Below are 22,331 nucleotides of genomic sequence, written 5' to 3' on the forward strand. Positions count from 1 at the left end.
CTCTTAACTTACGCCCATGCTTTCCGCCAGCGCTTCCAGCGCCTGCTCGAAACAGGCCAGCGGCGCACGGACGGTTCCCGCGCCAATCTGTCCAATCCCCGCCTCTTTATGCGCGATACCCGTGTTAATCAGCGGCGTAATTCCGGTCTCGACCACGCGGCGGATATCCAGTCCCAGACAGGCCCCCTGAAAATCCCAGCCGGGGATTTGTAGCTGCATGTTGCGTTCGAGATAAATTTCAGCCATCTCTTCAGAAACAGATTTCGCCGCTTCCATTCCCCCGGCACCGACAAAACGCGTTACGCCAGGCGCGGCAATCATCGCAGCGCCGCCAATACCAAACGTTTCAGTAATGGCGCTGTCGCCCATGTCCGGGTTGGCCTGATCCTGCGAAAAACCGGTAAAAAATAGCCCCTGCGGCGTATTAACAGGCGCGGTGAACCAACGGTCGCCCAGACCGCTAACCCGAATGCCAAACATATCGCCATTACGGGTCATCGCCGTCACAATACTGCCGGCGCGAATCTGCGCGCCCGCGTCCATGGCGGCTTTACAGTAGGCCATCGCCAGATTAAGGAAGAATTGATCGGTGACGCTCAGAAAATCCATCACTTCCGCTATCTGCTGCTTATCATGTTCCAGACGGGCGATATGCGGCGCCAACGTGCGCATCAGCAATGCGGAAGAAGCGATATTGCGCTGGTGGAATTCATCTCCCATCGTAATGCCCTGCGCCATCATTGCGGTCAGGTCGAGCCCCCGCTCCAGACGTCCCAGCGCCGCGCTTAATACCGGCATCAGCACATCGCGCATCCAGCGCAAACGTTGCTGAACATCCTCGCCATAGGCGCCGAAACGCATCACTTTGCCGATCCCTTCGTTGAGATTGCAGTACGCGCGATTGCCGTCGGTGATATTTTCCACGACCAGCATCGGCATACTGGCTGACGTAATACCGCCCATCGGCCCCACGGCGTTAACGTGATGGCAGGGAATAAAGTTGACCTTTCCCTGCTCTAACAGCGCGAGCGCGCTCATTTCATCTTTGGCCCATCCTTCAAACAGGCATGCGCCGATACAGGCGCCTTTCATCGGGCCGGTCATCTCTTGCCAGCGCATCGGCGGGCCGGCATGAAGAAGCGTTTTCCCCTGATTGAGCACGCTAATTAATGAAGAAGCTGGCTTCACATCCAGCCAGTGCGGACGTGCGCGACGAATTTGTTCGATGACTGCAGCGTTGGCTTGCGCCACTGATGTAAACATGGGAACCCCTTATTGCAAACGTTCTAACAGACGAGCCAGTTTTTTATTACCGCCAGCGACAGGCGCCCACTGGTAGTGCACCACGGGCATACCGGCAGCCTGTAAATCCAGCGCGAAGCTACGTAACCCGGCATTAATCACCGCTACCGCTTCCAGTAACCGGGGAGCTGATGGATGAGTGGAAGAGAGAGTGGGTCGAATCAGTTCCGCGGCCAACAGAGTGGCTTCGGGAAGAGAATCCACTACCGTGATGCCGGCATCTTCGAGCGCGGCGATTTGTTGCGAGCGGCACTGAGGATCGCGTTCCGTTCCGGTGACGGTTGCGATGGCGAACAGCGGCTGATCGCTGGCGCGTGCGGCGCATGCCTTCTGCCAGGCCTGAATCAGCGATGCGGCGGGATCGGCGGTCGCGCCAAAACCAATAACGACGTCCACTAATAACACGCGTACCTGCGGCTGCGCGCCAAGCCCGGCGATAAGCTGATTACGTAACGCCGGGTCGATCATCGGATGTGGTCGCCCAACGGTATAAAAGTCATCGCCCAGATCGATAATCTGGTGGCCGTCAGCGTCAAGCATCATGCCATGGTGATGTTCCGTATCCGCCGCGACGCCCAGATAGCCGGCCAGCAGCCCCGCCGCTTCCGCCGCCAGCGTTCCGCCGGTATAGAGGCCACGAATCACGCCGCCTGTTGAAACCATTTCTTTACGCTGCGACGTCACGCGAGACAATAAACATGCCAGGCGGGCGGCTTCATCCAGCGTCGAGGCAAACCAGACGTTTTCCTCACGCGCAACGGGGGAGGAAAACCCTAAGAACAGCGCTACAACGGGTTTCCCGGTGGCTTTCATCGCCGCGATAATATGCTGACGAACCGCATCGGCAGGCGGTTTGGAGACAAAGGCCAGCACCTGGCTCTTTTCATCCGCGCTGAGTATGTCCAGTGCCGTTAGCGCGCTGATCCCGCCGACCTCGGCGCTCAAATCGCGTCCGCCAAGCCCGATGGCATGGGTAATCCCTTCCCCCGCCAGCGCAATCTGTGAACAGAGCTCCTGAATACCGGTGCCGGAAGCGCCAATCACCCCGATGTTGCCCTCTGGCATGACGTTAGCGAAAGCCAGCGGCGTATTGGCGATCATAGCGGTGCCGCAATCCGGCCCCATGACCAGCAGTCCTTTATCACGCGCCCGGCGTTTTAGTCTGATTTCATCGTCCAGCGTGACATTATCGGAGAAGATCATCACGTTCAACGAACGATCCAGCGCCTGCTCTGCCAGTTCCGCCGCATATTCGCCGGCCACCGATACCAGCGCCAGATTCGCCTCTGGCAGTTTCTGACAGGCGCTTTCCCAGCGTCTGACCTGGATTAACGACTGGCTGCCGCTGCTTCCCTGCGCCAACTGCTGCAATGCTTCTTCGAGCTGTGGCACAATCACCTGCGTAATGCCGTCATCTACCGCTTCGGTACGAATCGCCACGCAAATGTCATTGGGCGTAGCGCCATGAAAATCGTCATGCCAGAAACCGGTAGTTTCCAGCAGCGACTTATTCGCAGGCGTTCCCATCATTACCGATACATCATCAACATTTTCGGACTCACTCAGCTTTCGAGAAATAATCATTAAGCTGACAGAGTCCTGAAAACACCCTTTTTTAATAAAGGCGTGGATCATAACAACTCCTTAATAATTGCACCCATTGCAATTGCACGAGCAGTGTTAATGTGCGCTTCACGGTATATATCCGGGAGGGTAAATAGAGTGATTAACGTCACATCAAATTTATTAACAAAAGAATTCAAACAACGGCTAAAGGATTAGTTATGATTTTCTAAAAAAGCTTTTTATTTAAGCAAAAAGATAAAACCCGCCTGATTATCAAATAAATTCTAATTATATTTTTTTGCCTGTCTGGATCACATAATCATTTTATTTTCCCGGTATGTTAATCGCAGTCATGCTTCACACCGTCGTTAAAAAGGAAGACAGATGAAAATCAGTCGGGAAACACTCCATCAGCTTATCGAAAATAAGCTTTATAAAGCCGGACTAAAACGTGAGCACGCCGCCATCGTCGCCGACGTACTGGTTTATGCAGATGCCAGAGGTATTCACTCACATGGCGCCGTACGCGTTGAATATTATGCCGAACGAATTTCAAAAGGCGGCACCAACCGGGAGCCGACGTTCCGCATTGAGAATACCGGTCCCTGTACGGCGATACTGCATGCCGATAATGCTGCCGGACAGGTCGCAGCCAAAATGGGAATGGAGCATGCTATTGAAATAGCCAAAAAAAATGGCGTCGCGGTTGTCGGCATTAGCAGAATGGGCCATAGCGGCGCCATCTCTTATTTCGTCCGCCAGGCTGCTCGCGAAGGCCTGATTGGTCTGTCTATCTGTCAGTCCGATCCTATGGTCGTGCCGTTTGGCGGGGCGGATATTTACTATGGCACTAATCCGCTGGCCTTTGCCGCGCCGGGCGAAGGCGATGACATCATTACCTTTGATATGGCCACCACCGTGCAGGCCTGGGGAAAAGTCCTCGATGCACGGTCCCGCAATGAGTCCATTCCGGAGAATTGGGCCGTTGATAAAAACGGCGCGCCGACACAGGATCCTTTTGCCGTCAATGCGTTATTACCCGCCGCAGGCCCGAAAGGTTACGGCCTGATGATGATGATCGATATTTTGTCCGGCATTCTGCTGGGGCTGCCGTTTGGCCGCCAGGTCAGTTCGATGTATGAAGATTTACACGCCGGACGCAATTTAGGACAACTTCATCTGGTCATTAATCCGGCGTTCTTTTCTTCCTGTGAATTATTCCGCAAACATATTAGTCAGACTATGCAGGAACTCAATTCCGTGAAGCCCGCTCCCGGTTTTAAACAGGTTTATTATCCTGGACAGGATCAGGATATTAAACAGAAAAATGCCGATATGAATGGTATCGATATTGTTGATGATATTTATCAATATCTGATTTCCGATGCCCTCTATCTCAAGTCATACGAAACAAAAAATCCCTTTGCCCAATAATTATTGAAACAGGAATTTTCTATGATAAAGCATTTTCGCCACGCGATAGAAGAAACATTGCCCTGGCTCTCTTCCATTGGAGCCGATCCTACGGGTGGAATGACGCGTTTACTTTATTCGCCTGAGTGGCTGGAAACACAGCAGCAGTTTAAAAAGCGAATGGCAGAAAGCGGTCTGGAAACACGCTTTGATGACGTCGGAAATTTATATGGCCGCCTTTGCGGCACACAATTTCCGGAGCAGGTGATTTTAAGCGGTTCGCATATTGATACGGTCGTCAACGGCGGCAATCTGGACGGGCAATTCGGCGCGCTTGCCGCCTGGCTGGCGATCGACTGGCTAAAAGCGACCTACGGCGCGCCGCTGCGCACCGTCGAGGTAGTATCAATGGCTGAGGAAGAAGGCAGCCGTTTCCCTTACGTTTTTTGGGGCAGCAAGAACATTTTTGGCCTGGCGAATCCTGAAGAGGTACGCCATATCCAGGACGCCAAAGGCACAGGCTTTGTCGACGCTATGCAGGCGTGCGGATTTACCCTTCCCGCCGCGCCGCTCGCTGCGCGAACCGATATCCGCGCCTTTGTTGAATTGCATATTGAGCAAGGCTGTGTTCTGGAGAGCAACGGACAGTCGATTGGCGTCGTCAATGCCATCGTCGGGCAACGTCGCTACACGGTGACGCTCAACGGCGAGTCCAACCATGCAGGCACAACGCCAATGGGCTATCGTCGCGATACGGTGCATGCCTTCAGTCGTATTTGCAGTCAGTCCATTGAAAAAGCCAAACAGCATGGCGATCCCCTGGTATTAACGTTCGGCAAAGTTGAGCCGCAGCCGAATACGGTCAATGTTGTCCCTGGAAAAACCACATTTACAATCGATTGCCGGCATACGGACGCCGCGGTACTTCGCGAATTTACCGAACAGTTGGAAAACGATATGCGCGCCATCTGCGATGAAATGGATATCAGCATCGATATCGATTTGTGGATGGACGAAGCGCCGGTGCCGATGAACGCCGAACTGGTCGCGGCCCTCACCAGGCTGTGTGAAACCGAACAACTGAACTATCGCATAATGCATAGCGGCGCAGGTCATGACGCGCAAATTTTCGCGCCGCGCGTCCCTACCTGTATGATTTTCGTCCCCAGCATTAATGGTATCAGCCATAACCCGGCGGAACGTACCAACATTAATGACCTTGCTGAAGGGGTCAAAACTCTGGCATTAATGCTGCATCAACTTGCCTGGCAAAAATAAGGAGCCATCAATGGGATATCTGAATAACGTCACGGGTTACCGCGATGATTTACTGGCGAACCGCGCCATTGTGAAACACGGTAACTATGCGCTCTTAACGCCGGACGGTCTGGTGAAAAATATTATTCCCGGCTTTGAAAATTGTGACGTCACCATCCTTTCGACGCCGAAGCTGGGTGCTTCTTTCGTCGATTATCTGGTCACCTTACATCAGAATGGCGGCAACCAGCAGGGCTTTGGCGGCGAGGGGATTGAAACTTTTCTCTATGTCATTACGGGAAATATTGAAGCTAAAGCAGAAGGAAAAACATTCTCTTTAACTCAGGGCGGATACCTCTATTGTCCACCGGGCGAGATGATGACCTTTAGCAACGCTCAAACGGAAGACAGCCAGCTATTTTTATATAAACGCCGCTATACTCCTGTCGAGGGGCATGCCCCGTGGTTGGTTTCCGGCAATGCCAGCCAGCTGGAGCGTATTCATTATGAAGGCATGGAAGATGTTATTCTGCTGGATTTCCTGCCTAAAGAGCTGGGCTTCGATATGAATATGCATATTCTGTCGTTCGAACCGGGCGCCAGCCACGGCTATATTGAAACCCACGTCCAGGAACATGGCGCTTATATCCTTTCCGGCCAGGGGGTTTATAACCTCGACAACAACTGGGTGCCGGTGAAAAAAGGCGACTACATCTTCATGGGCGCTTATTCCCTGCAGGCCGGATACGGTGTAGGTCGTGGCGAAGCATTCAGCTACATCTACTCCAAAGACTGTAACCGCGACGTTATGATTTAACGGCGGACAGCCCTCCTGATTATTTTTAATTTAGCTATGTTGGATTTTGCCACGGTGAGAACCGTGGCTTTTTTTATGCTTAACGAGTCCCGATATCCTGGCCAAGTTTGATGACGCGGGCAATATTACAGGCGCTGTGGTAGAGATTTTGTTCACCGTTCGCCAGAACTTCCGGCAAAGGCGCCAGCCGCGGCAAAATACTGAATACGGCATCAATACCGTGGCGATGGACCACTTCCACGCCGTCGCCCAGTACGCCGGCAATGCCGATAACCGGGACGTGATGCCGTTTCGCCACTGACGCAACGCCTATCGGCGCTTTTCCTCCCGCCGTTTGCGAGTCGATTCGCCCTTCTCCGGTAATCACCAGCGAAGCCTCTTTTACCGCCTCCTCCAGCTTCACCGCCTGCATAACAATCTCAATACCGGGCTTCATTTCCGCTTCCAGGAAGACGATAGCGGCAATCCCCATTCCTCCGGCCGCGCCACCGCCCGGTATTTGAGACATGTCGCGTCCGGTCAGAGCATGTAAGACACGGGCATAATTACGTAATCCATTTTCCAGCGTCTCGACCATTTCAGGCGTCGCCCCTTTCTGCGGACCGAATACCGCCGCCGCGCCGCGTGGCCCCACCAACGGGTTATCAACATCACAGGCGACCTCAATACGACACTCTGAAATACGCGGATCGCACCCCTGCAGGTCAATGCTCGCCAGGCGCGATAAATTGCCCCCTCCGGCGCCAAGCAGCATTCCTTGCGCGTCCAGAAAACGCACACCGAGCGCCTGCGCTACTCCCATTCCGCCATCCACCGTGGCGCTGCCGCCGATACCCAGAATAATATGGCGAATCCCCGCGTCCAGGGCGTGACGAATCAATTCGCCGGTGCCGAAACTGGATGCCAGCAGCGGATTACGCGCCTCTGGCGCCACCAGCATCAATCCGCTCGCCGCCGCCATTTCAATAATTGCCGTTTTGCCGTCGCCGGTCAGGCCATAAAATCCGTTTACTTTTTCCCCCATCGGCCCGCTAACGTCCACAGAAACCCGTTTCCCGCCGGTCGCAGCCACCATTGCGTCCACGGTTCCTTCTCCGCCATCGGCGATCGGTAAACAAACATAGCGCGCATCAGGAAATACGGTTGAAAATCCCGCTTTAATAGCCTGACAGCATTTATCAGCGCTTAAGCTCTCTTTAAATGAATCTGGCGCAATTACAATCTTCATCATGTCTCCTTGTTTTCTCACGTTATTTAATGCGTTCCCACGGAATAAGATTTTCCATAAGCACTGCCAGTAAGATTCCCACCAGTAATCCGTTGCTAAGCAGAGGACGAATCATCAGTGGAAGATCCTGTAAATAGACCGGAGGAAGCCCCATCAAAAAAATGCCGACAAAAAGCGGTAACGCCAGGCGATAAATATTCCGCGCGGTAAACGTAATTTGCTGGCTAAAAACCAAACCGGAATAAAGTAAAGGTAAATAAGAGACCAGCATAACGGCGCTGCTGATCGCCAGTGGAATAGCGCAAAATAAGCGGGTTAACGGCGTTATAATGGCAACCAGCAGACACAGTGCGCTACCGCAGATAAAGGATTTGCGAGAACTGTCGCCGGTTTGCGTTAATAAACCAATGGAAGATACAAAAGGCGAAAAAGGCACGACAGCGAAAGGCACCGTCACTAACGTCATCAGTCCGGAAATCATAAAGCTTCGGCGATAACGAGAACTGCCCGACCCTTGATGCGGATAAAAGATATCGGTACCGCGGATGGCGCCGTAAGTGTTGCTGATGTTGACTAACCCCGTCATCACCGCCGTCACAATAATACCCGGCATCAGCGTGCCGTGGCTGCCCAGAGGAAACCATCGCCAGCTTAATTCACCCGGCGGTAAGTGTGATGAAGGAAAGCATAACCGCCATAGCCCCCACCCGACCACGGTCCCTACCAGTAACGCGTAACGGGAGATACGCTGTTGCAGGAAAATAATCATCGCGAGGATAAAACACATCACCGCGACCGCCAGCCCAAAGGGGGCCAATTTGATTCTGGCGCTGGTATCGGCAATGCCAAAAGGCAGCCCCAGCATGCCTTTAAAAAATATTGAGGTCAGCTGCGCGCCCAAAAGCAGCATGAAAAAAACCATTACCGCCGGCGTAAACAGGCGAGCCAGACGGTGTCCTAAGCCGCTAATGCCGATAAATATCGTCACCATTGCGGAGATCGCGATCCCGACCGACAGGCTGGAGGCGATATCGTTCAGCGGCGTGCCGCGAGACGCCTCGCCAAGCGTAATCGTAAGAATAGCGCCCCACCACAGCCCTGTCGGCCCTTCCATAATGGCCCGGCGATGGCCGCAAAATGCCTGAACCAGGCAGGCCAACGCGGTGGTCAAAAAAGCGTATTGTGTGAGCATTAACAGGTTATCAGCGGGAAGATGAAAAGCGGACAGCAAGGTAGGGGGAACCACAACCGTGTTACAGAAAATAAAGAAAAACCACTGAAAGCCGGACAATACACTTTCGCGGTTAATAACAGGGAACATATCCACACCTTAAAATAGAGAATGCCCGTCGTGACGACGGGCATTAAATCACACCGGATTACTGCTGATGTTTAAGGATAAACTGACCTTTTGGCGGCACAGGGAAGCCATGCTCGATGTCATAAATAACATCGCCGCGCAAAATCGTTTTGGTAATACGCGCGCCAATAGTACGGCCAACATACGGACTGACTTTATGGCGATATTCCAGATCTTCATTTTTCAGAACATAGCTGCTGTCAGGCTGAATAAAGACCAGGTCAGCATCTTTGCCGGGGGCAATACGTCCTTTATGTTTCAGACCAAAAATATCGGCGGCGTTGGTCGCCATTAATTTGCCAAACATCGGCAACGACATACCGCGTTTTTGCACCGCTTCATCAAACATGACGTCCATGCAGTTTTGCAGTCCGGCAATTCCACCCCATGCTTGCATGATATTGCCTGCTTTCATTTCCGGAGGACATGGAGAGTGGTCGGATACCAGGCAGTCGATTTCGCCGTTAAACAGTTTTTCCCACATCCCTTTCTGGTTTTCCTGGTCGCGAATTGGCGGAGAACATTTTGCCAGGGTGCCAATCTCTTCGAACTGATCGGTATCGAGGACAAAATAGTGCGGGCACGATTCACAGGTGACATCCTGGCCTTCCTGACGCGCGCGCGTTACTTCCTCTACCCCCTCCGGGCTGCTGATATGGCAAACGTGCAGACGGCAACCTGCCGCTTTCGCCAGATACAGCACGCGACGAATGGCTTCCACTTCAGTAAATACCGGACGTGAGGCGACATAATCATGCGCCGTTACGCGACCTTCGCGTTTAGCTTCCTCGCCCAGCTCATCGCAAATCAGAGCATTTTCGCAATGTACCAGTACCGTCTGGTCCATCTCCCCCAGTTTCTGCGCGCCTTTGTAAAACTGCCAGTCATTAACGTCGCGAAAATCATTATCGATGCCACGATCGCCGCAGGTGGCGACAAAGCACTTGAAGCCGACAACGCCCACTTCGTCCAGCTCATGCAGCCGATCCAGGTTATAAGAGACCAAACCGCCCAACTGCGCGGCGTCGATGGTCAATTTACCTTTTGCCGCGTCAAACTTGAGTTCAATCGTCTCACGATCGACCGTCGCCGGCAGCTGATTGAGCGGCATCTCAATCATCGTGGTAATACCGCCTTTCGCCGCCGCGCGGGTACCGGTTTCATAGCCTTCCCAGTGGGTACGGCCCGGTTCAGAAATGTGGGTATGCGCGTCAACCATGCCCGGCGAAACGATCAATCCCGTCGCATCCAGCACATTTTTCGCTTCCCCCAGGTTTTCGCCAATCGCGGCGATTTTTCCGCCCTGGACGGCGATATCGATAACTCTCGCTTCGTTTTCTAAGATGACAGTACCGTTCTTAATAATTAAATCAAAAGACATAACAAACTCCTTGTATGGATACAGATAGTTTTTAAATAGCGCACACTTCATTAAATACGCTTAATGCTTTTTCAATATTTAACCTGCGAGTTTTTTCTCTCCTGTATTTTCAAAACCCGTGCGTTTCTTCAATAGCGCATAAGCAACGAACGCAACTATTACGCCTACAAACCAGGACACGCGGGATAAAGGCTCCATAAATGGTATAAACTTGCCGCCTAATGACAGAATGACTGCGACCAGGGTGACTGAAAATGCAGTCAGGTTAAATCCATTATCATAATATTTGTAATCACCGCTGGCGGTGTACAGCTCATCAAGATTAATTTTTCCACGCATTACCACAAAATAATGAGCTAACATTACGCCGATTACCGGGCCAAGCATACCGCCGATAATATCGAGGAACAGATAAATACTGTCCTGATTCTCCATTAATTTCCATGGGCAAATCAGTAGACTGATAATACTGGCAATCATTACGCCATTTTTATAGTTAAGCTTTGTCGGGGCAAGCGCCGCAATTTGATACCCCGCAGGTATAATATTACCGGTGGCGTTGGTTGAAATTGTCGTCATCAGAATCACCAGCACCGCAAAGAATGAAGCAAACAGGCTGTCCCAGCGCTGCACAATATCCAGCACGTTCCAGGTATCCATACCATAATGAATACTGGCTCCGGCAATAATGCACACGCTGGCTACGGCGAATAATATATACGCTACGATAAGCCCCAGTGTTTGTCCCAATGCCTGAGCGCGAAATGAATGCGCGTTTTGCGTGAAATCGGACGCACTCACTGCTGGCGCAGCCCAGACGGCGACTACGGCGTTAATCACCACCAGGAACAGAAAGCCGCTGTGCTCTGCTTTTTGCACGCCTGAAGGCAGATAGTCCAGAATCGGGCCAATGCCGACCAGCGATATTGCCCAAATAGCCATGCCGCCAAAGACAATGTAAATACATGGATTGAGAATAGCGGTAAATTTATTTAATACTTTACCACCGCCAAAACCGATGCCAACGTTAATAATCCAAAAAATTAGAAAAGTAATTAGTCCTGGCAGTGAAAGACCCAGCAGCTTGAAATCTCCGCCTAATGTCAGAAATCCTGGCCAGATCTTCCCAATCAAAATAAGAAATGCCAGCGATCCCGCGTAACACTGTAAGCCGAACCACATAATTGCCGCGATTCCCCCTCGCAATAATCCAGGGAATAGCGCGCCGCGGACGCCGTAAGAACCTCGCAATATCATAGCAAAAGGAACGCCATATTTGCTGCCTGCCGCGCCATTCATTACCATCGCCGCCGCAATAAATAATGCGCTGATAATAATGGCCAACATGATATTAAATGTTGATAGCCCCAGTATAAAAAAACCGCCGACCATAACGTAATTTGGCACGTTATGTACAGATCCCATCCATAAGGTGAAATAGTTAAATGCTTTCCAGTTTCGTTGGGTTTCTGTTTTAGGTAATAAGTCTTCGCTATAACCGCGCTGCTGGTATAGCTCTCTTTGATGTTCCATAAATCCCTCTTTTCACGCATCGGATAACGTTGTTATGGGTTTAGCTATGAGGAACAAATAAATATAAAATAAAGAATTAGTAGATATAATTATTTTTAAGCTGAAGCAATACGTTGCGTTGCTTTCTTTTTATATAAAGTGACGACAGCAAAGATCAGCGTTCCGGTGACCACTAAACATGCTGAAATCACAAAACTGATCTCTTTCGACCCCGTTACATCCGAAATAAATCCGGTCAACGTTGGGGCGACAACCGCTGAACTCATGCCAAAGAAGTTAAAAAGGCTGAAAGCTCTTCCCAGACTTTTTGCCGAAGCCTGTTCAGATACAAAGGAGATCAGGATCGGGTCTACCGCCATTTTCCCCAGCAAGCCGTATAGCGTCAGGCTGACCATCAGCATCGTGGTATTCGGGGACAAAACCGTAAACGCCAACATTGCTGCCGCCACAATTTCCAGACCGAGAATAACCTTAACTTTACTGTTACGGAATTTATCTGACAGATGGCTAAAAAATAACGCCCCCGGTACGCCAACCACCGCCACCAGCGCTGATGCCAGCCCGATAGCTCCGCCATCAAATCCTCTTTCAGTCTGTAGATAAGAGGGCAGCCAGGTCACTATCAAATAATAACCGTAGCAGGTACAGAAATAGAGGAAGTAAACGCTACACAATAAACCAGAGAATAAAGGCGCACGTTTCTCATCTTCCGTAACGGTTTGGGTTTGCTTTTCCGCTTGCGCAGAGTCGCTTTTGGCTTTACCGCGAATGATCAGCGTAAAGACGCACAGCATGATTACTAATATCGCGGCCACGATATACAGTACATTTTGCCAGGCCATGCTCATGTTTTTTACTAATACGCTGGAACCGATTAAGCCAATCCCCATCCCTATAGCCGACCCGCTGTTGATAATCGCATTGGCTAATGCCCGACGGGCCTGCGGCACGTTTGCCGAAGAGAGTGAATAAGCCGAGCTAAAGAAAGAAGCGCATCCTCCGCCTGCCATTAGCGACCCTGTATAGATCATGGCCAGGCCATTGGCTTTCGCGATACAAAGTGTACCAATAATAAAAAGCGTAAATCCGGCCATCAGCATGATTTTTTGACCGAATTTATCGACCAATATTCCGCAAGGGATTTGCATACTGCAGTAAGCAAAAAAGTAAAAACTTGCAATGGCGCCTATTTCTGCATTACTTACATTGTCTAAAGATGCCTGAATTTCTGGATAAATTGGCGTAAGCACGGTGCGATAGATCCAAATCGCTACCCAGCCCAGACTCATTACGACAACAATTTGTTTCCAGTAATCAATCCCGGATTTTTTAGTTTCACTCATGTTCTTCACCTTTACAGAGTGTTCCTTGTGAACAGGTATCGCTGCAGCCGCAGCGATACACATAATTAGGACAATTTATGATTGGCCATTAATTCCAGCGCCTGTACCATTGCCGAATGATCAAGCTGGCTCCCGCCATTTGCCGCACAGGTATTGAATAATTCCTGGCAGGTCGCCGTATTCGGTAAATTCAGCGCCAGCGCTTTTGCGCTTTGCAATGCAAGATTAAGGTCTTTCTGATGAAGCGCGATTTTGAAACCAGGCTCGAACGTCCGGTTGATCATCCGCTCGCCGTGAACTTCCAGAATGCGTGAAGAGGCGAACCCGCCCATTAACGCCTGGCGCACGCGTACCGGATCGGCACCTGCTTTTGAAGCAAACACTAAGGCTTCAGAAACCGCTTCAATATTCAGCGCAACAATAATTTGGTTAGCCACCTTACAGGTTTGCCCATCCCCATTGCCGCCCACCAGGGTGATATTTTTTCCCAGGATGTCAAAGAGCGGTTTAACGCGGTCAAAGACTTTCTGCTCGCCGCCGACCATAATCGACAGAGTGCCTTCACGCGCCCCGATTTCTCCCCCGGAAACCGGGGCATCCAGGTAATCAGCGCCCATTTCATTAACGCGCTGGGCAAAACGTTTGGTTTCGATAGGAGAAATAGAACTCATATCGACGATGGTTTTTCCCTGAAGCGATGTTTTAGCGCAACCGTGTTCGCCAAATAACACCTCTTCAACCTGCGGCGTATCCGGCACCATTATGAAGATGATGTCTGCAAATTCAGTTACCTGACGTGCAGTCTCAACATTTACCGCCCCCAGCGAGAGCAGTTCGTCCGCGACCGGACCAATAGTCGTAACGTGTAATTGATGACCGGCGCGTGCCAAATTGATAGCCATTGGCGAGCCCATAATTCCCAGGCCAATAAATCCCAGTTTCATATACAACCTCTTTTATTGCTTTCGGTGTTTCCAGATTCAGGCAACACAATCCCCTTCCAACACAGTGGAAAAAAAGCGCTGCCCGAATTATTCTGCGTTTTAACGGTACTGATTAATCCACGATAATCCCGCTTCCGTGGTAGTCAGTGGTTTATATTCACAGCCAACCCAGCCATCATAACCAGACTGTTTAATGACATTAAAAATAAAGTCATAATTGATTTCCCCAGTCCCCGGCTCGCCGCGACGCGGGTTATCAGCAATCTGTAAATGGCCTATTTTATCGGCCCATGCCGTCATGGTTTGCGTTAATTCCCCTTCCATGCGTTGCATGTGATAAATATCATACTGAATTTTGATATTATCGCTGCCGATATCTTTAATTAATGCTAACGCCTGTTGAGTGCCGGTGAGATGGAACCCCGGCATATCAAAGTGATTAATAGGTTCGATAAGTAATAAAATGTCTTCTTTCGCCAGCATATTTGCCGCATAGCGCAGGTTTTCGACCAACGTGTCGTGGATCTCCGTTGCGGAGAATCCTGACGGCGTTTTACCCACCAGACAATTTATTTTCTTATTGCCTAACGCACGTGCATAACGGATTGCGGCCGCTACGCCATCGCGAAACTCTTCTTCGCGCCCAGGAATACAGGCAATTCCACGTTCGCCAGCCGCCCAGTCGCCAGCCGGTAAATTATGTAACGTATGTTCAAGATTATTATCCCTGAGTTTACGTTTTAACACTTCGATGTCGTTATCGTAGGGAAACATGAATTCCACGCCGCGAAATCCCGACAACGCCGCTTTATCAAAGCGTTCCAGGAAATCATATTCCGTAAACAGCATAGAAAGATTGGCAGAGAAACGTAACATCGATTACCTCCCTTACTCATATTTCATAAAACAGGTTTCTGTTGGCGCATCTTTCGCACTATCCGCAACTTCTTCAAACTCGGTTACGTTATCCAGTTCGCTGCCCATGGAAATATTGGTTACGCGTTCCAGAATGACTTCCACCACCACCGGAACGCGATATTGCGCCATCAGCGCTTTAGCTTGTTCAAATGCAGGCGCAATATCTTCCGGTTTAAAGACACGAATTGCTTTACAGCCTAACCCTTCTGCCACTTTTACATGGTCAACGCCATAGCCATTCACTTCGCTGGAGTTGATATTTTCAAAGGCGAGCTGTACGCAGTAGTCCATGTCAAATGCGCGTTGCGACTGGCGAATCAGACCAAGATAAGCGTTGTTAACCAGCACATGGATATACGGAATGTTAAACTGCGCGCCGACGGCTAACTCTTCAATCAGGAACTGGAAGTCGAAATCGCCGGAAATCGCCACCACATTGCGTTGCGGATCGGCAGCACAAACCCCTAATGCCGCCGGGATTGTCCAGCCAAGAGGCCCCGCCTGGCCGCAGTTGATCCAGTGTCTGTCTTTAAACACATGCAGCATCTGCGCTGCCGCGATTTGCGACAATCCAATGGTGGTGACATAGCACACATCGCGACCAAAGGCTTTGTTCATCTCTTCATAGACGCGCTGCGGCTTCACTGGCACGTTGTCAAAGTGGGTTTTACGCAGCAAAGTCCGTTTACGCTGCTGGCATTCGTCCACCCAGGTCTTCCGGCATGGCAAACGCCCCGCCTTTTGCATCTCCTGCGCGACATCGATCAGCAACGTTAGCGCCGCTTTGGCGTCCGAAACGATGCCCAGATCCGGGCACAACACGCGGCCAATTTGCGTCGGTTCAATATCGATATGGATGATTTTTCGCCCCTGAGTATATTTCTCAACGGACCCCGTATGACGGTTGGCGAAACGGTTACCGATGCCAAAAACCATATCGGATGCCAGCAGAGTGGCGTTGCCGTAGCGGTGCGCCGTTTGCAGGCCGACCATCCCCGCCATTAAGGGGTGATCGTCCGGGATACAGCCCCAGCCCATCAGGGTAGGGATCACCGGTACGTTGGTCAGTTCGGCAAACTGCTGCAGCAGTGGCGCGGCGTCGGCGTTAATAACCCCGCCGCCCGCGACAATTACCGGACGCTCGGACTGAATCAGCATCTCCAGCGCCTTTTCAATCTGTACGCGGCTGGCGGCTGGCTTATATACCGGCAACGGCTCATACATATCCGGATCGAATTCGATCTCCGCAACCTGGACATCAAACGGTAAATCAACCAGCACAGGACCTGGGCGGCCTGAGCGCATCAGATGAAAAGCCTGTTGTAATACGCGCGGCACCAGCGCCGCCTCACGAACCGTCACTGCCATCTTGCTGACTGGTTTTGCAATCGCTTCAATATCGACTGCCTGGAAATCTTCCTTGTGCAGACGCGCTCGTGGCGCCTGGCCGGTAATGCATAAAATCGGGATGGAGTCGGCAGAAGCGGAATAGAGCGCGGTGATCATGTCGGTTCCCGCCGGGCCGGAAGTGCCCAGGCAGACCCCAATATTACCTGCCGCCGCACGTGTGTAGCCCTCAGCCATATGCGAAGCGCCTTCCACATGACGCGCCAGTATATGGCGAATGCCTCCATGCTTACGCATTGCAGAATAGAAGGGGTTGATTGCAGCCCCAGGAACGCCGAATGCTGTGGTGATACCTTCTTTTTCCAGCACATACATTGCCGCATCCACGGCTCTCATTTTTGCCATTTTATTGCTACCTCTTTTTATTGGAAAAAGTTTCCAACTTTTAAAAATTTTAAAAAAGTCCCGCTCCAGCGAGCGGGATGCGGCTCAGGCTACAGGGGGTTTTAGCCCAAGCGCCGTACTGATGTCTTTCGCGGTATCCCGTACCAGTTCCCCCTGGCTGATAAAGCGATCTTCCGTCAGCCGGGAAGCCGGTCCCGATATTGAGATAGCGGCGACCACGCTGCCCGCATCGTCATAGATAGCGGAGGCGATACAATTCAGCCCGACAACATGTTCTTCCTGGTCGACGGTGTAGCCCTGTTCACGCGCCTGCTCCAGATTTTTAAGCAGGATAGGTAAATCCACCAGAGTGGTCGGCGTAAACCGCCGCAAACCGGTATTGACGACGATCCCCACCAGCTCTTCTTCGGTGAGCGGGTAAAGCAGCGCTTTTCCGGCGCCGGAAGCATGTAACGGCAGACGACTCCCTAAGGGCGCGCACATTCTGACCATCGATTTGCACTCCTTTTGACCGATTAACACCGCTTCATTACCGTTGCGAATCGCTACGTTGACCGTCTCGCCAGAAAGCAGCATAAGTCGGTGCATAAAGGGCCCGGCCACCGAGAGGACATCGCGATTATGAATATACGCAGAGCCCACATTAAATACGCCTAAACCAATATGCCACCAGCCAAGCTGGCTATCCTGGTACACAAAATCAGCCGCTTGCAGTACCTTTAACAGGCGAAACGTCGTAGAAAGCGGTAAATCCAGGCTGCCGGAAATATCGCTAACTGATGAACTGCCGCCGCTTCTTTCGAGATATTGCAATATCGCTATGCCCCTCTCCAGCGCCTGAGCGCCTTTCTGCGCAGTCGGCTCTGCCTGTCCTGGCCTGCCGCGTCGTCTTACTTCCGTCATATTTACGTTAACTCCGGCCCAAAATATGAGCATAAACAATGAACAATATGTTCATCTTATGCAAGAAGGCCAATAGCGTCACGCAAAACAGAGTTCATGTGTCGGGATACTTTCAACATCACAGTTATCGCTGCCACCGCGATCCACCGTCAGAAAATCGGTAACCGTCTGCCATGCAAACAGCGGGTGATGCCATACATTACGGTGATAATTGACGCCCTGCCGTCCATTGCTAATAAACGCCCGCAGCGTGGAGAGATCGGGTTTATCATCGCCGAGCGCGACAATAACGACAAAAGCCTCGCCGTTCATCGGCACAAACGCCTGCGTACCTAAAGGATGACGTTCCAGTTCATGTACCACAATAGGCATCGCGGCCGGTTGCGCCCTGTTAATACTGATCAGCGTGCGATCCTGCTCCAGAACTTCAACCTTCGCCAGGTCGTGATATCGCTCAACTAACCCGTTGTTTATATGAAAAAAGTCACGTTCCTGCGTCTCAATAACATCGCCATAAGCGCTGAACGTCTTCTGATCTAACGGTAATACCTCAAGTTTCATTATTTTTCCCTTGTAGCTCGATTCCGTTTAACCGCGGTTTGGACTCTGTCCGGTTTCAATACCATGCAATCTAAAACCTTCGGGATTTAACATCAACATAAAAGTTGGAATATTTTTCCAAAAGTAGATTTAGACCACAAATCAAACATGGCTATTATGTAAAACTACTTAAAAATCATAGGAAAACAATTCTGGTTTTATCAGGATCGTAAGGAGGCGTCTGACGATGTTTGACCCGGAAACACTGCGTACCTTTATCAGCGTTGCCGAAACGGGGAGTTTCTCCAAAGCGGCGGAGCGCCTGTGTAAAACCACGGCAACCATTAGCTACCGCATCAAACTGTTGGAGGAAAATACCGGCGTAGGGCTGTTCTTTCGCACAACGCGAAGCGTCTCGTTGACGGCGGCGGGCTCTCACCTTCTCTCTCAGGCAAAAGACTGGCTTGCGTGGCTGGACAGCATGCCTGACGAGCTACGCCAGGTTAACGACGGCGTAGAGCGTCAGGTCAATATTGTGGTTAATAACCTGCTCTATAGCCCGCAAGCGGTCGCCAGTCTCTTATCGTGGCTTAATGCGCGTTACCCTTTCACTCAGTTTCACTTTTCCCGGCAAATTTATATGGGCGTCTGGGATTCGCTCCTGTATGAAGGTTTTTCGCTGGCGATTGGCGTAACTGGCACCGAGCCGTTGGCTAATACCTTTATGCTCGACCCTTTAGGTTCCGTACAATGGCGTTTTGTGATGTCTGCGGATCATCCTTTAGCTCACGTCAGCGGGCCTCTAACAGAAGCGCAGTTGCGCCGTTTCCCGGCAATTAATATCGAAGACAGCGCGCGTACGCTGACCAAACGGGTAGCCTGGCGCCTTCCGGGGCAGAAGGAAATTATCGTGCCTGATATGGAAACCAAAATCGCCGCTCATCTGGCAGGCGTCGGTATCGGTTTTGTCCCGCAGCCGCTCTGTCAAACGCTGATCGACAAAAACGAACTGGTGAGCTGTACCATCCCTACGATGCGTCCCCCCTCACCGTTAAGCCTCGCCTGGCATAAATTTGGCGGAGGCAAAGCGGTAGAAGACATTGTGAAATTATTTACCCAACGGCAACCCGAAATAGCCGGTTTTTTATCCATTTTCAACACGGTACGCTGTTAAAAATCAAGCCACTTTGCGAATTGGCGCGTAAAATAGCGCAAAGGATGATTTAAGGTTACGTTTTACGTTATGCAAGACAGACAAAAAGCACAGGACTATCGCGCGCTCCTCCTTGCCGATACGCCTTTAATTGATGTACGCGCGCCGATTGAGTTTGAACAGGGCGCCATGCCGGGCGCTATCAACCTGCCATTGATGATGGATGACGAGCGAGCCGCCGTCGGCACCTGCTACAAACGTCAGAGCGCGGATGCGGCGTTAGCGCTGGGGCATCGGCTGGTTTGCGGCGACATTCGCCAGCAGCGGCTTGAGGCCTGGAAAGCCGCGTATCAACGTTTCCCCAACGGGTATCTGTGCTGCGCGCGCGGCGGTCAGCGGTCACATATCGTACAACGTTGGCTGCAAGAAACAGGGATTGACTGCCCGCTTATTGAAGGCGGCTATAAAGCGCTGCGCCAGACAGCAATTCAGGCGACCTGGCAACTGGCGCAAAAACCGATACTTTTAATTGGCGGCTGTACGGGCAGCGGCAAAACGCAACTGGTGCGACAACAGCCCAACGGCGTGGATCTGGAAGGTCTCGCGCGTCATCGCGGCTCCTCTTTTGGCCGCACGCTGAACCCCCAGCTCAGCCAGGCCAGTTTTGAAAACAAACTTGCCGTTGAATTGCTGAAAATTAACGCGCGTCAGACGCTAAAAAGGTGGGTACTGGAAGATGAAGGGCGAACGATCGGCGCCAACCATCTGCCTGAGTGTTTACGCGAAAGAATGGCGCAGGCCCCCATTGCGGTAGTGGAAGATCCGTTTGCGCTTCGTCTGGAACGACTGCGTGAAGAGTATTTCATCCGTATGCATCACGACTTCACCCACGCCTACGGCGATGAAGCCGGTTGGCAGGCGTATAGTGAATATCTTCATCATGGACTGTTCGCTATTCGCCGCCGTCTGGGGTTGCAACGCTTTGCCGAACTGACGGACACGCTGGATAGGGCGCTGGCAGAGCAATTATCCAGCGGCAGCACCGACGGCCATATGGCATGGCTGGTTCCGCTACTTAACGAATATTACGATCCGATGTATCGCTATCAACTGGAGAAAAAAGCCGCGAATATCGTTTTTCGCGGCCCATGGCAAGACGTTGCCAACTGGCTAAAAGCGCAATAGCTTATTTTTATTGCCGGCTGACGCTACAGTAAGCCGGCTTAGTGTCTGTCGCGCTTGTCGGCACGTTTTGCCAGCCAGTCGCCCAGCATCTGAACGACCTGAACCAGCACAATCAGCGCCACCACGGTAACAACCATCACTTCGGTTTCGTAACGGTAGTAGCCATAGCGAATCGCCAGGTCGCCTACCCCGCCGCCGCCGACAATCCCGGCCATCGCCGAGTAGCCGATTAAGCTTACCAACGTAATCGTCAGGCCGCGCAGCAGCCCTGCGCTGGCTTCCGGCAACAGTACGGTACAGATAATACGCATCGGACTAGCGCCGAATGCCAGCGCCGCCTCAATAATCCCTTTATCGACTTCACGGAGCGCGCTATCTACCAGGCGTGCATAAAACGCGATTGCGGCCACCGACAGCGGGACGGAGGCTGCAATCGGGCCAATCGTATTGCCCAGCAAAAGCTGCGTTAGCGGCAGTAACAGCACCAGTAAAATAACAAATGGCACCGAGCGGATAATATTCACCAGAACCGAGGCGACGAGATAAATAAAACGGTTCTGCCAGAACAGATGACGATCGGTGACAAAAATCAGAAAACCGAGCGGTAGACCGCCAAGAATCGCCAGCACCGTTGAAATACTCAACATCTGGAAAGTTTCATTGAACGCCAGCGTTAAATCCGGCAATAAATCATCCACGGATCACCTCCACCTGTGCGGTACGTTGACGGATATGCTCCACGGCGGCGGCCACCGCCGTTGGATTATGCGGCGCGGTTAATTGCACCACCAGAATGCCCAACGCGCGTTCGCCGATATACTCAATCTTGCCATGCAGGATATTGACCGCGACGCCAAACTTGATCGCCACCTCCGACAGTACCGGCTGCTCCGCCGAATCGCCGATAAACAAAATTTTCAGCAACTGCCCGGGCAGGTGTTCCCGTAAACGTTCCGGCAGGGTCAAATTAAGGGTATGAGACACCAGTTGCTGTGTGAAAGCGTGTTGCGGGTGGGCAAACACATCAAACACCTCGCCCGATTCCACAACCTTACCGCCCGACATCACCGCCACGCGATCGCAAATAGATTTGATCACGTTCATTTCATGGGTGATCAGCACAATAGTAATCCCGAGCTGTGCGTTGATCTGTCTGAGCAGAGCCAGAATCGTGGCGGAAGTTTCCAGATCCAGAGCGGAAGTTGGTTCGTCACACAACAACACATCCGGATGGTTAGCGATAGCGCGCGCTATCCCCACCCGCTGTTTTTGCCCGCCGCTGAGCTGTACCGGAAAACGGTTCGCTTTATCGGCAAGGCCCACCAGCGTTAAAATTTCCGCCACCCGTGGCGCGATTTTGCTGCGTTCCCAGCCAGCCGCTTTCAGGCTAAACGCAACGTTTTGCGCCACTGTCCGGGTATGCATTAAGTTAAAATGCTGGAAAATCATACCAATACGCTGCCGCGCCTGACGTAACGCTTTTCCGTCCAGCGCAGAAATTTCCACGCCGTTGACGTTGACGCGCCCCTGACTGGGACGCGTTAAGGCGTTCAGGGTACGCAGCAGAGTGCTTTTTCCTGCGCCGCTGGTACCGACAATGCCAAAAATCTCGCCCGCGGCGATATGCAGGCTCACATCATCCACCGCGCGCGTGGGGGTACCGCGACCGGCGGTAAAATCGACGCAGACTTTTTCTATTTCAATCATATTCACCTCAGAAATTGGGGATGGCCACC

At 51.7% G+C, this 22,331-nt stretch carries 19 protein-coding genes; 5 read left to right on the plus strand and 14 right to left on the minus strand.

Going from position 1 to position 22,331, the window contains the following annotated elements; all coding sequences use genetic code 11:
* Window positions 1-3: 3 nt before the first annotated feature.
* A complete protein-coding gene (locus tag J4613_RS11755) occupies window positions 4-1,263 on the minus strand; it encodes a DUF1116 domain-containing protein (protein ID WP_000495330.1) in 1,260 nt (419 codons plus the stop codon).
* Window positions 1,264-1,272: 9 nt separating this feature from the next.
* Complete coding sequence (locus J4613_RS11760; RefSeq protein WP_111742420.1) at window positions 1,273-2,937, minus strand: acyl-CoA synthetase FdrA; 1,665 nt, start codon at window positions 2,935-2,937, stop codon at window positions 1,273-1,275.
* A 315-nt stretch (window positions 2,938-3,252) separates the two neighbouring features.
* On the opposite strand from J4613_RS11760, the gene allD reads away from it, so the two are divergent.
* The 3 genes from allD to allE are packed head-to-tail and all read left to right on the plus strand — an operon-like array spanning window position 3,253 to window position 6,355.
* Complete coding sequence (gene allD / locus J4613_RS11765; RefSeq protein WP_000703931.1) at window positions 3,253-4,302, plus strand: ureidoglycolate dehydrogenase; 1,050 nt, start codon at window positions 3,253-3,255, stop codon at window positions 4,300-4,302.
* Between the two features lie 21 nt (window positions 4,303-4,323).
* Window positions 4,324-5,559: an allantoate deiminase gene (gene allC / locus J4613_RS11770; protein ID WP_000589759.1), complete on the plus strand. Its 1,236-nt coding sequence runs from the start codon at window positions 4,324-4,326 to the stop codon at window positions 5,557-5,559.
* Between the two features lie 10 nt (window positions 5,560-5,569).
* On the plus strand, window positions 5,570-6,355 hold the full coding sequence (allE, locus tag J4613_RS11775; RefSeq protein ID WP_000540985.1) for a (S)-ureidoglycine aminohydrolase: 786 nt from the start codon (window positions 5,570-5,572) through the stop codon (window positions 6,353-6,355).
* A gap of 79 nt (window positions 6,356-6,434) precedes the next feature.
* On the opposite strand, the gene glxK is transcribed toward allE, so the two are convergent.
* The 10 genes from glxK to allA form a co-directional block, all read right to left on the minus strand.
* Window positions 6,435-7,583, minus strand: coding sequence for a glycerate 3-kinase (gene glxK, locus J4613_RS11780; protein ID WP_000706327.1), 1,149 nt, complete (start codon window positions 7,581-7,583; stop codon window positions 6,435-6,437).
* Between the two features lie 22 nt (window positions 7,584-7,605).
* Window positions 7,606-8,904, minus strand: coding sequence for a uracil/xanthine transporter (locus tag J4613_RS11785; RefSeq protein WP_000484506.1), 1,299 nt, complete (start codon window positions 8,902-8,904; stop codon window positions 7,606-7,608).
* Between the two features lie 58 nt (window positions 8,905-8,962).
* Window positions 8,963-10,324: an allantoinase AllB gene (allB, locus tag J4613_RS11790; protein ID WP_000006865.1), complete on the minus strand. Its 1,362-nt coding sequence runs from the start codon at window positions 10,322-10,324 to the stop codon at window positions 8,963-8,965.
* 78 nt (window positions 10,325-10,402) lie between these two features.
* A complete protein-coding gene (locus J4613_RS11795) occupies window positions 10,403-11,857 on the minus strand; it encodes a putative allantoin permease (protein WP_000401063.1) in 1,455 nt (484 codons plus the stop codon).
* A 95-nt stretch (window positions 11,858-11,952) separates the two neighbouring features.
* Complete coding sequence (locus J4613_RS11800) at window positions 11,953-13,200, minus strand: MFS transporter (RefSeq protein ID WP_023240091.1); 1,248 nt, start codon at window positions 13,198-13,200, stop codon at window positions 11,953-11,955.
* A 65-nt stretch (window positions 13,201-13,265) separates the two neighbouring features.
* Window positions 13,266-14,144 carry a 2-hydroxy-3-oxopropionate reductase gene (glxR, locus tag J4613_RS11805; RefSeq protein WP_000765815.1) on the minus strand — a complete coding sequence of 293 codons (879 nt, stop codon included), beginning with the start codon at window positions 14,142-14,144 and terminating at the stop codon, window positions 13,266-13,268.
* Window positions 14,145-14,243: 99 nt separating this feature from the next.
* Window positions 14,244-15,020: a hydroxypyruvate isomerase gene (gene hyi / locus J4613_RS11810; protein ID WP_000943591.1), complete on the minus strand. Its 777-nt coding sequence runs from the start codon at window positions 15,018-15,020 to the stop codon at window positions 14,244-14,246.
* 12 nt (window positions 15,021-15,032) lie between these two features.
* On the minus strand, window positions 15,033-16,814 hold the full coding sequence (gcl, locus tag J4613_RS11815) for a glyoxylate carboligase (protein WP_001096865.1): 1,782 nt from the start codon (window positions 16,812-16,814) through the stop codon (window positions 15,033-15,035).
* Between the two features lie 84 nt (window positions 16,815-16,898).
* The gene (gene allR, locus J4613_RS11820; protein ID WP_000141265.1) at window positions 16,899-17,717 is read right to left on the minus strand and encodes an HTH-type transcriptional repressor AllR; all 819 of its coding nucleotides are present in this window, start codon (window positions 17,715-17,717) and stop codon (window positions 16,899-16,901) included.
* A gap of 78 nt (window positions 17,718-17,795) precedes the next feature.
* Window positions 17,796-18,278 carry an ureidoglycolate lyase gene (gene allA, locus J4613_RS11825; RefSeq protein WP_000764659.1) on the minus strand — a complete coding sequence of 161 codons (483 nt, stop codon included), beginning with the start codon at window positions 18,276-18,278 and terminating at the stop codon, window positions 17,796-17,798.
* A 226-nt stretch (window positions 18,279-18,504) separates the two neighbouring features.
* On the opposite strand from allA, the gene allS reads away from it, so the two are divergent.
* Both allS and mnmH read left to right on the plus strand, forming a co-directional pair.
* Window positions 18,505-19,431 (plus strand): HTH-type transcriptional activator AllS, encoded by a 927-nt coding sequence (allS, locus tag J4613_RS11830; RefSeq protein WP_000460169.1) that lies wholly within the window; start codon window positions 18,505-18,507, stop codon window positions 19,429-19,431.
* Window positions 19,432-19,500: 69 nt separating this feature from the next.
* Complete coding sequence (mnmH, locus tag J4613_RS11835; RefSeq protein WP_080170026.1) at window positions 19,501-20,595, plus strand: tRNA 2-selenouridine(34) synthase MnmH; 1,095 nt, start codon at window positions 19,501-19,503, stop codon at window positions 20,593-20,595.
* Window positions 20,596-20,633: 38 nt separating this feature from the next.
* On the opposite strand, the gene J4613_RS11840 is transcribed toward mnmH, so the two are convergent.
* The gene (locus J4613_RS11840) at window positions 20,634-21,293 is read right to left on the minus strand and encodes a methionine ABC transporter permease (RefSeq protein ID WP_000342247.1); all 660 of its coding nucleotides are present in this window, start codon (window positions 21,291-21,293) and stop codon (window positions 20,634-20,636) included.
* Window positions 21,286-22,302, minus strand: coding sequence for a virulence-associated ABC transporter ATP-binding protein SfbB (gene sfbB / locus J4613_RS11845; RefSeq protein ID WP_000569660.1), 1,017 nt, complete (start codon window positions 22,300-22,302; stop codon window positions 21,286-21,288). Before sfbB ends, J4613_RS11840 begins: the two co-directional genes overlap by 8 nt.
* Window positions 22,303-22,331: the final 29 nt, after the last annotated feature.

The organism is Salmonella sp. 32020114201800008SM (assembly GCF_017572025.1).
GTDB lineage: Bacteria > Pseudomonadota > Gammaproteobacteria > Enterobacterales > Enterobacteriaceae > Salmonella > Salmonella enterica.

Excerpts from the sequence above, each read along its gene's own strand:
- hyi (WP_000943591.1), bottom strand. The coding sequence starts at position 15,020 with ATGTTACGTTTCTCTGCCAATCTTTCTATGCTGTTTACGGAATATGAT.
- allR (WP_000141265.1), bottom strand. The coding sequence starts at position 17,717 with ATGACGGAAGTAAGACGACGCGGCAGGCCAGGACAGGCAGAGCCGACT.
- J4613_RS11800 (WP_023240091.1), bottom strand. The coding sequence starts at position 13,200 with ATGAGTGAAACTAAAAAATCCGGGATTGATTACTGGAAACAAATTGTT.
- allC (WP_000589759.1), top strand. The coding sequence starts at position 4,324 with ATGATAAAGCATTTTCGCCACGCGATAGAAGAAACATTGCCCTGGCTC.
- allE (WP_000540985.1), top strand. The coding sequence starts at position 5,570 with ATGGGATATCTGAATAACGTCACGGGTTACCGCGATGATTTACTGGCG.
- J4613_RS11760 (WP_111742420.1), bottom strand. The coding sequence starts at position 2,937 with ATGATCCACGCCTTTATTAAAAAAGGGTGTTTTCAGGACTCTGTCAGC.
- glxR (WP_000765815.1), bottom strand. The coding sequence starts at position 14,144 with ATGAAACTGGGATTTATTGGCCTGGGAATTATGGGCTCGCCAATGGCT.
- allA (WP_000764659.1), bottom strand. The coding sequence starts at position 18,278 with ATGAAACTTGAGGTATTACCGTTAGATCAGAAGACGTTCAGCGCTTAT.
- mnmH (WP_080170026.1), top strand. The coding sequence starts at position 19,501 with ATGCAAGACAGACAAAAAGCACAGGACTATCGCGCGCTCCTCCTTGCC.
- sfbB (WP_000569660.1), bottom strand. The coding sequence starts at position 22,302 with ATGATTGAAATAGAAAAAGTCTGCGTCGATTTTACCGCCGGTCGCGGT.
- gcl (WP_001096865.1), bottom strand. The coding sequence starts at position 16,814 with ATGGCAAAAATGAGAGCCGTGGATGCGGCAATGTATGTGCTGGAAAAA.
- allD (WP_000703931.1), top strand. The coding sequence starts at position 3,253 with ATGAAAATCAGTCGGGAAACACTCCATCAGCTTATCGAAAATAAGCTT.
- J4613_RS11755 (WP_000495330.1), bottom strand. The coding sequence starts at position 1,263 with ATGTTTACATCAGTGGCGCAAGCCAACGCTGCAGTCATCGAACAAATT.
- allS (WP_000460169.1), top strand. The coding sequence starts at position 18,505 with ATGTTTGACCCGGAAACACTGCGTACCTTTATCAGCGTTGCCGAAACG.
- J4613_RS11785 (WP_000484506.1), bottom strand. The coding sequence starts at position 8,904 with ATGTTCCCTGTTATTAACCGCGAAAGTGTATTGTCCGGCTTTCAGTGG.
- allB (WP_000006865.1), bottom strand. The coding sequence starts at position 10,324 with ATGTCTTTTGATTTAATTATTAAGAACGGTACTGTCATCTTAGAAAAC.
- J4613_RS11795 (WP_000401063.1), bottom strand. The coding sequence starts at position 11,857 with ATGGAACATCAAAGAGAGCTATACCAGCAGCGCGGTTATAGCGAAGAC.
- glxK (WP_000706327.1), bottom strand. The coding sequence starts at position 7,583 with ATGAAGATTGTAATTGCGCCAGATTCATTTAAAGAGAGCTTAAGCGCT.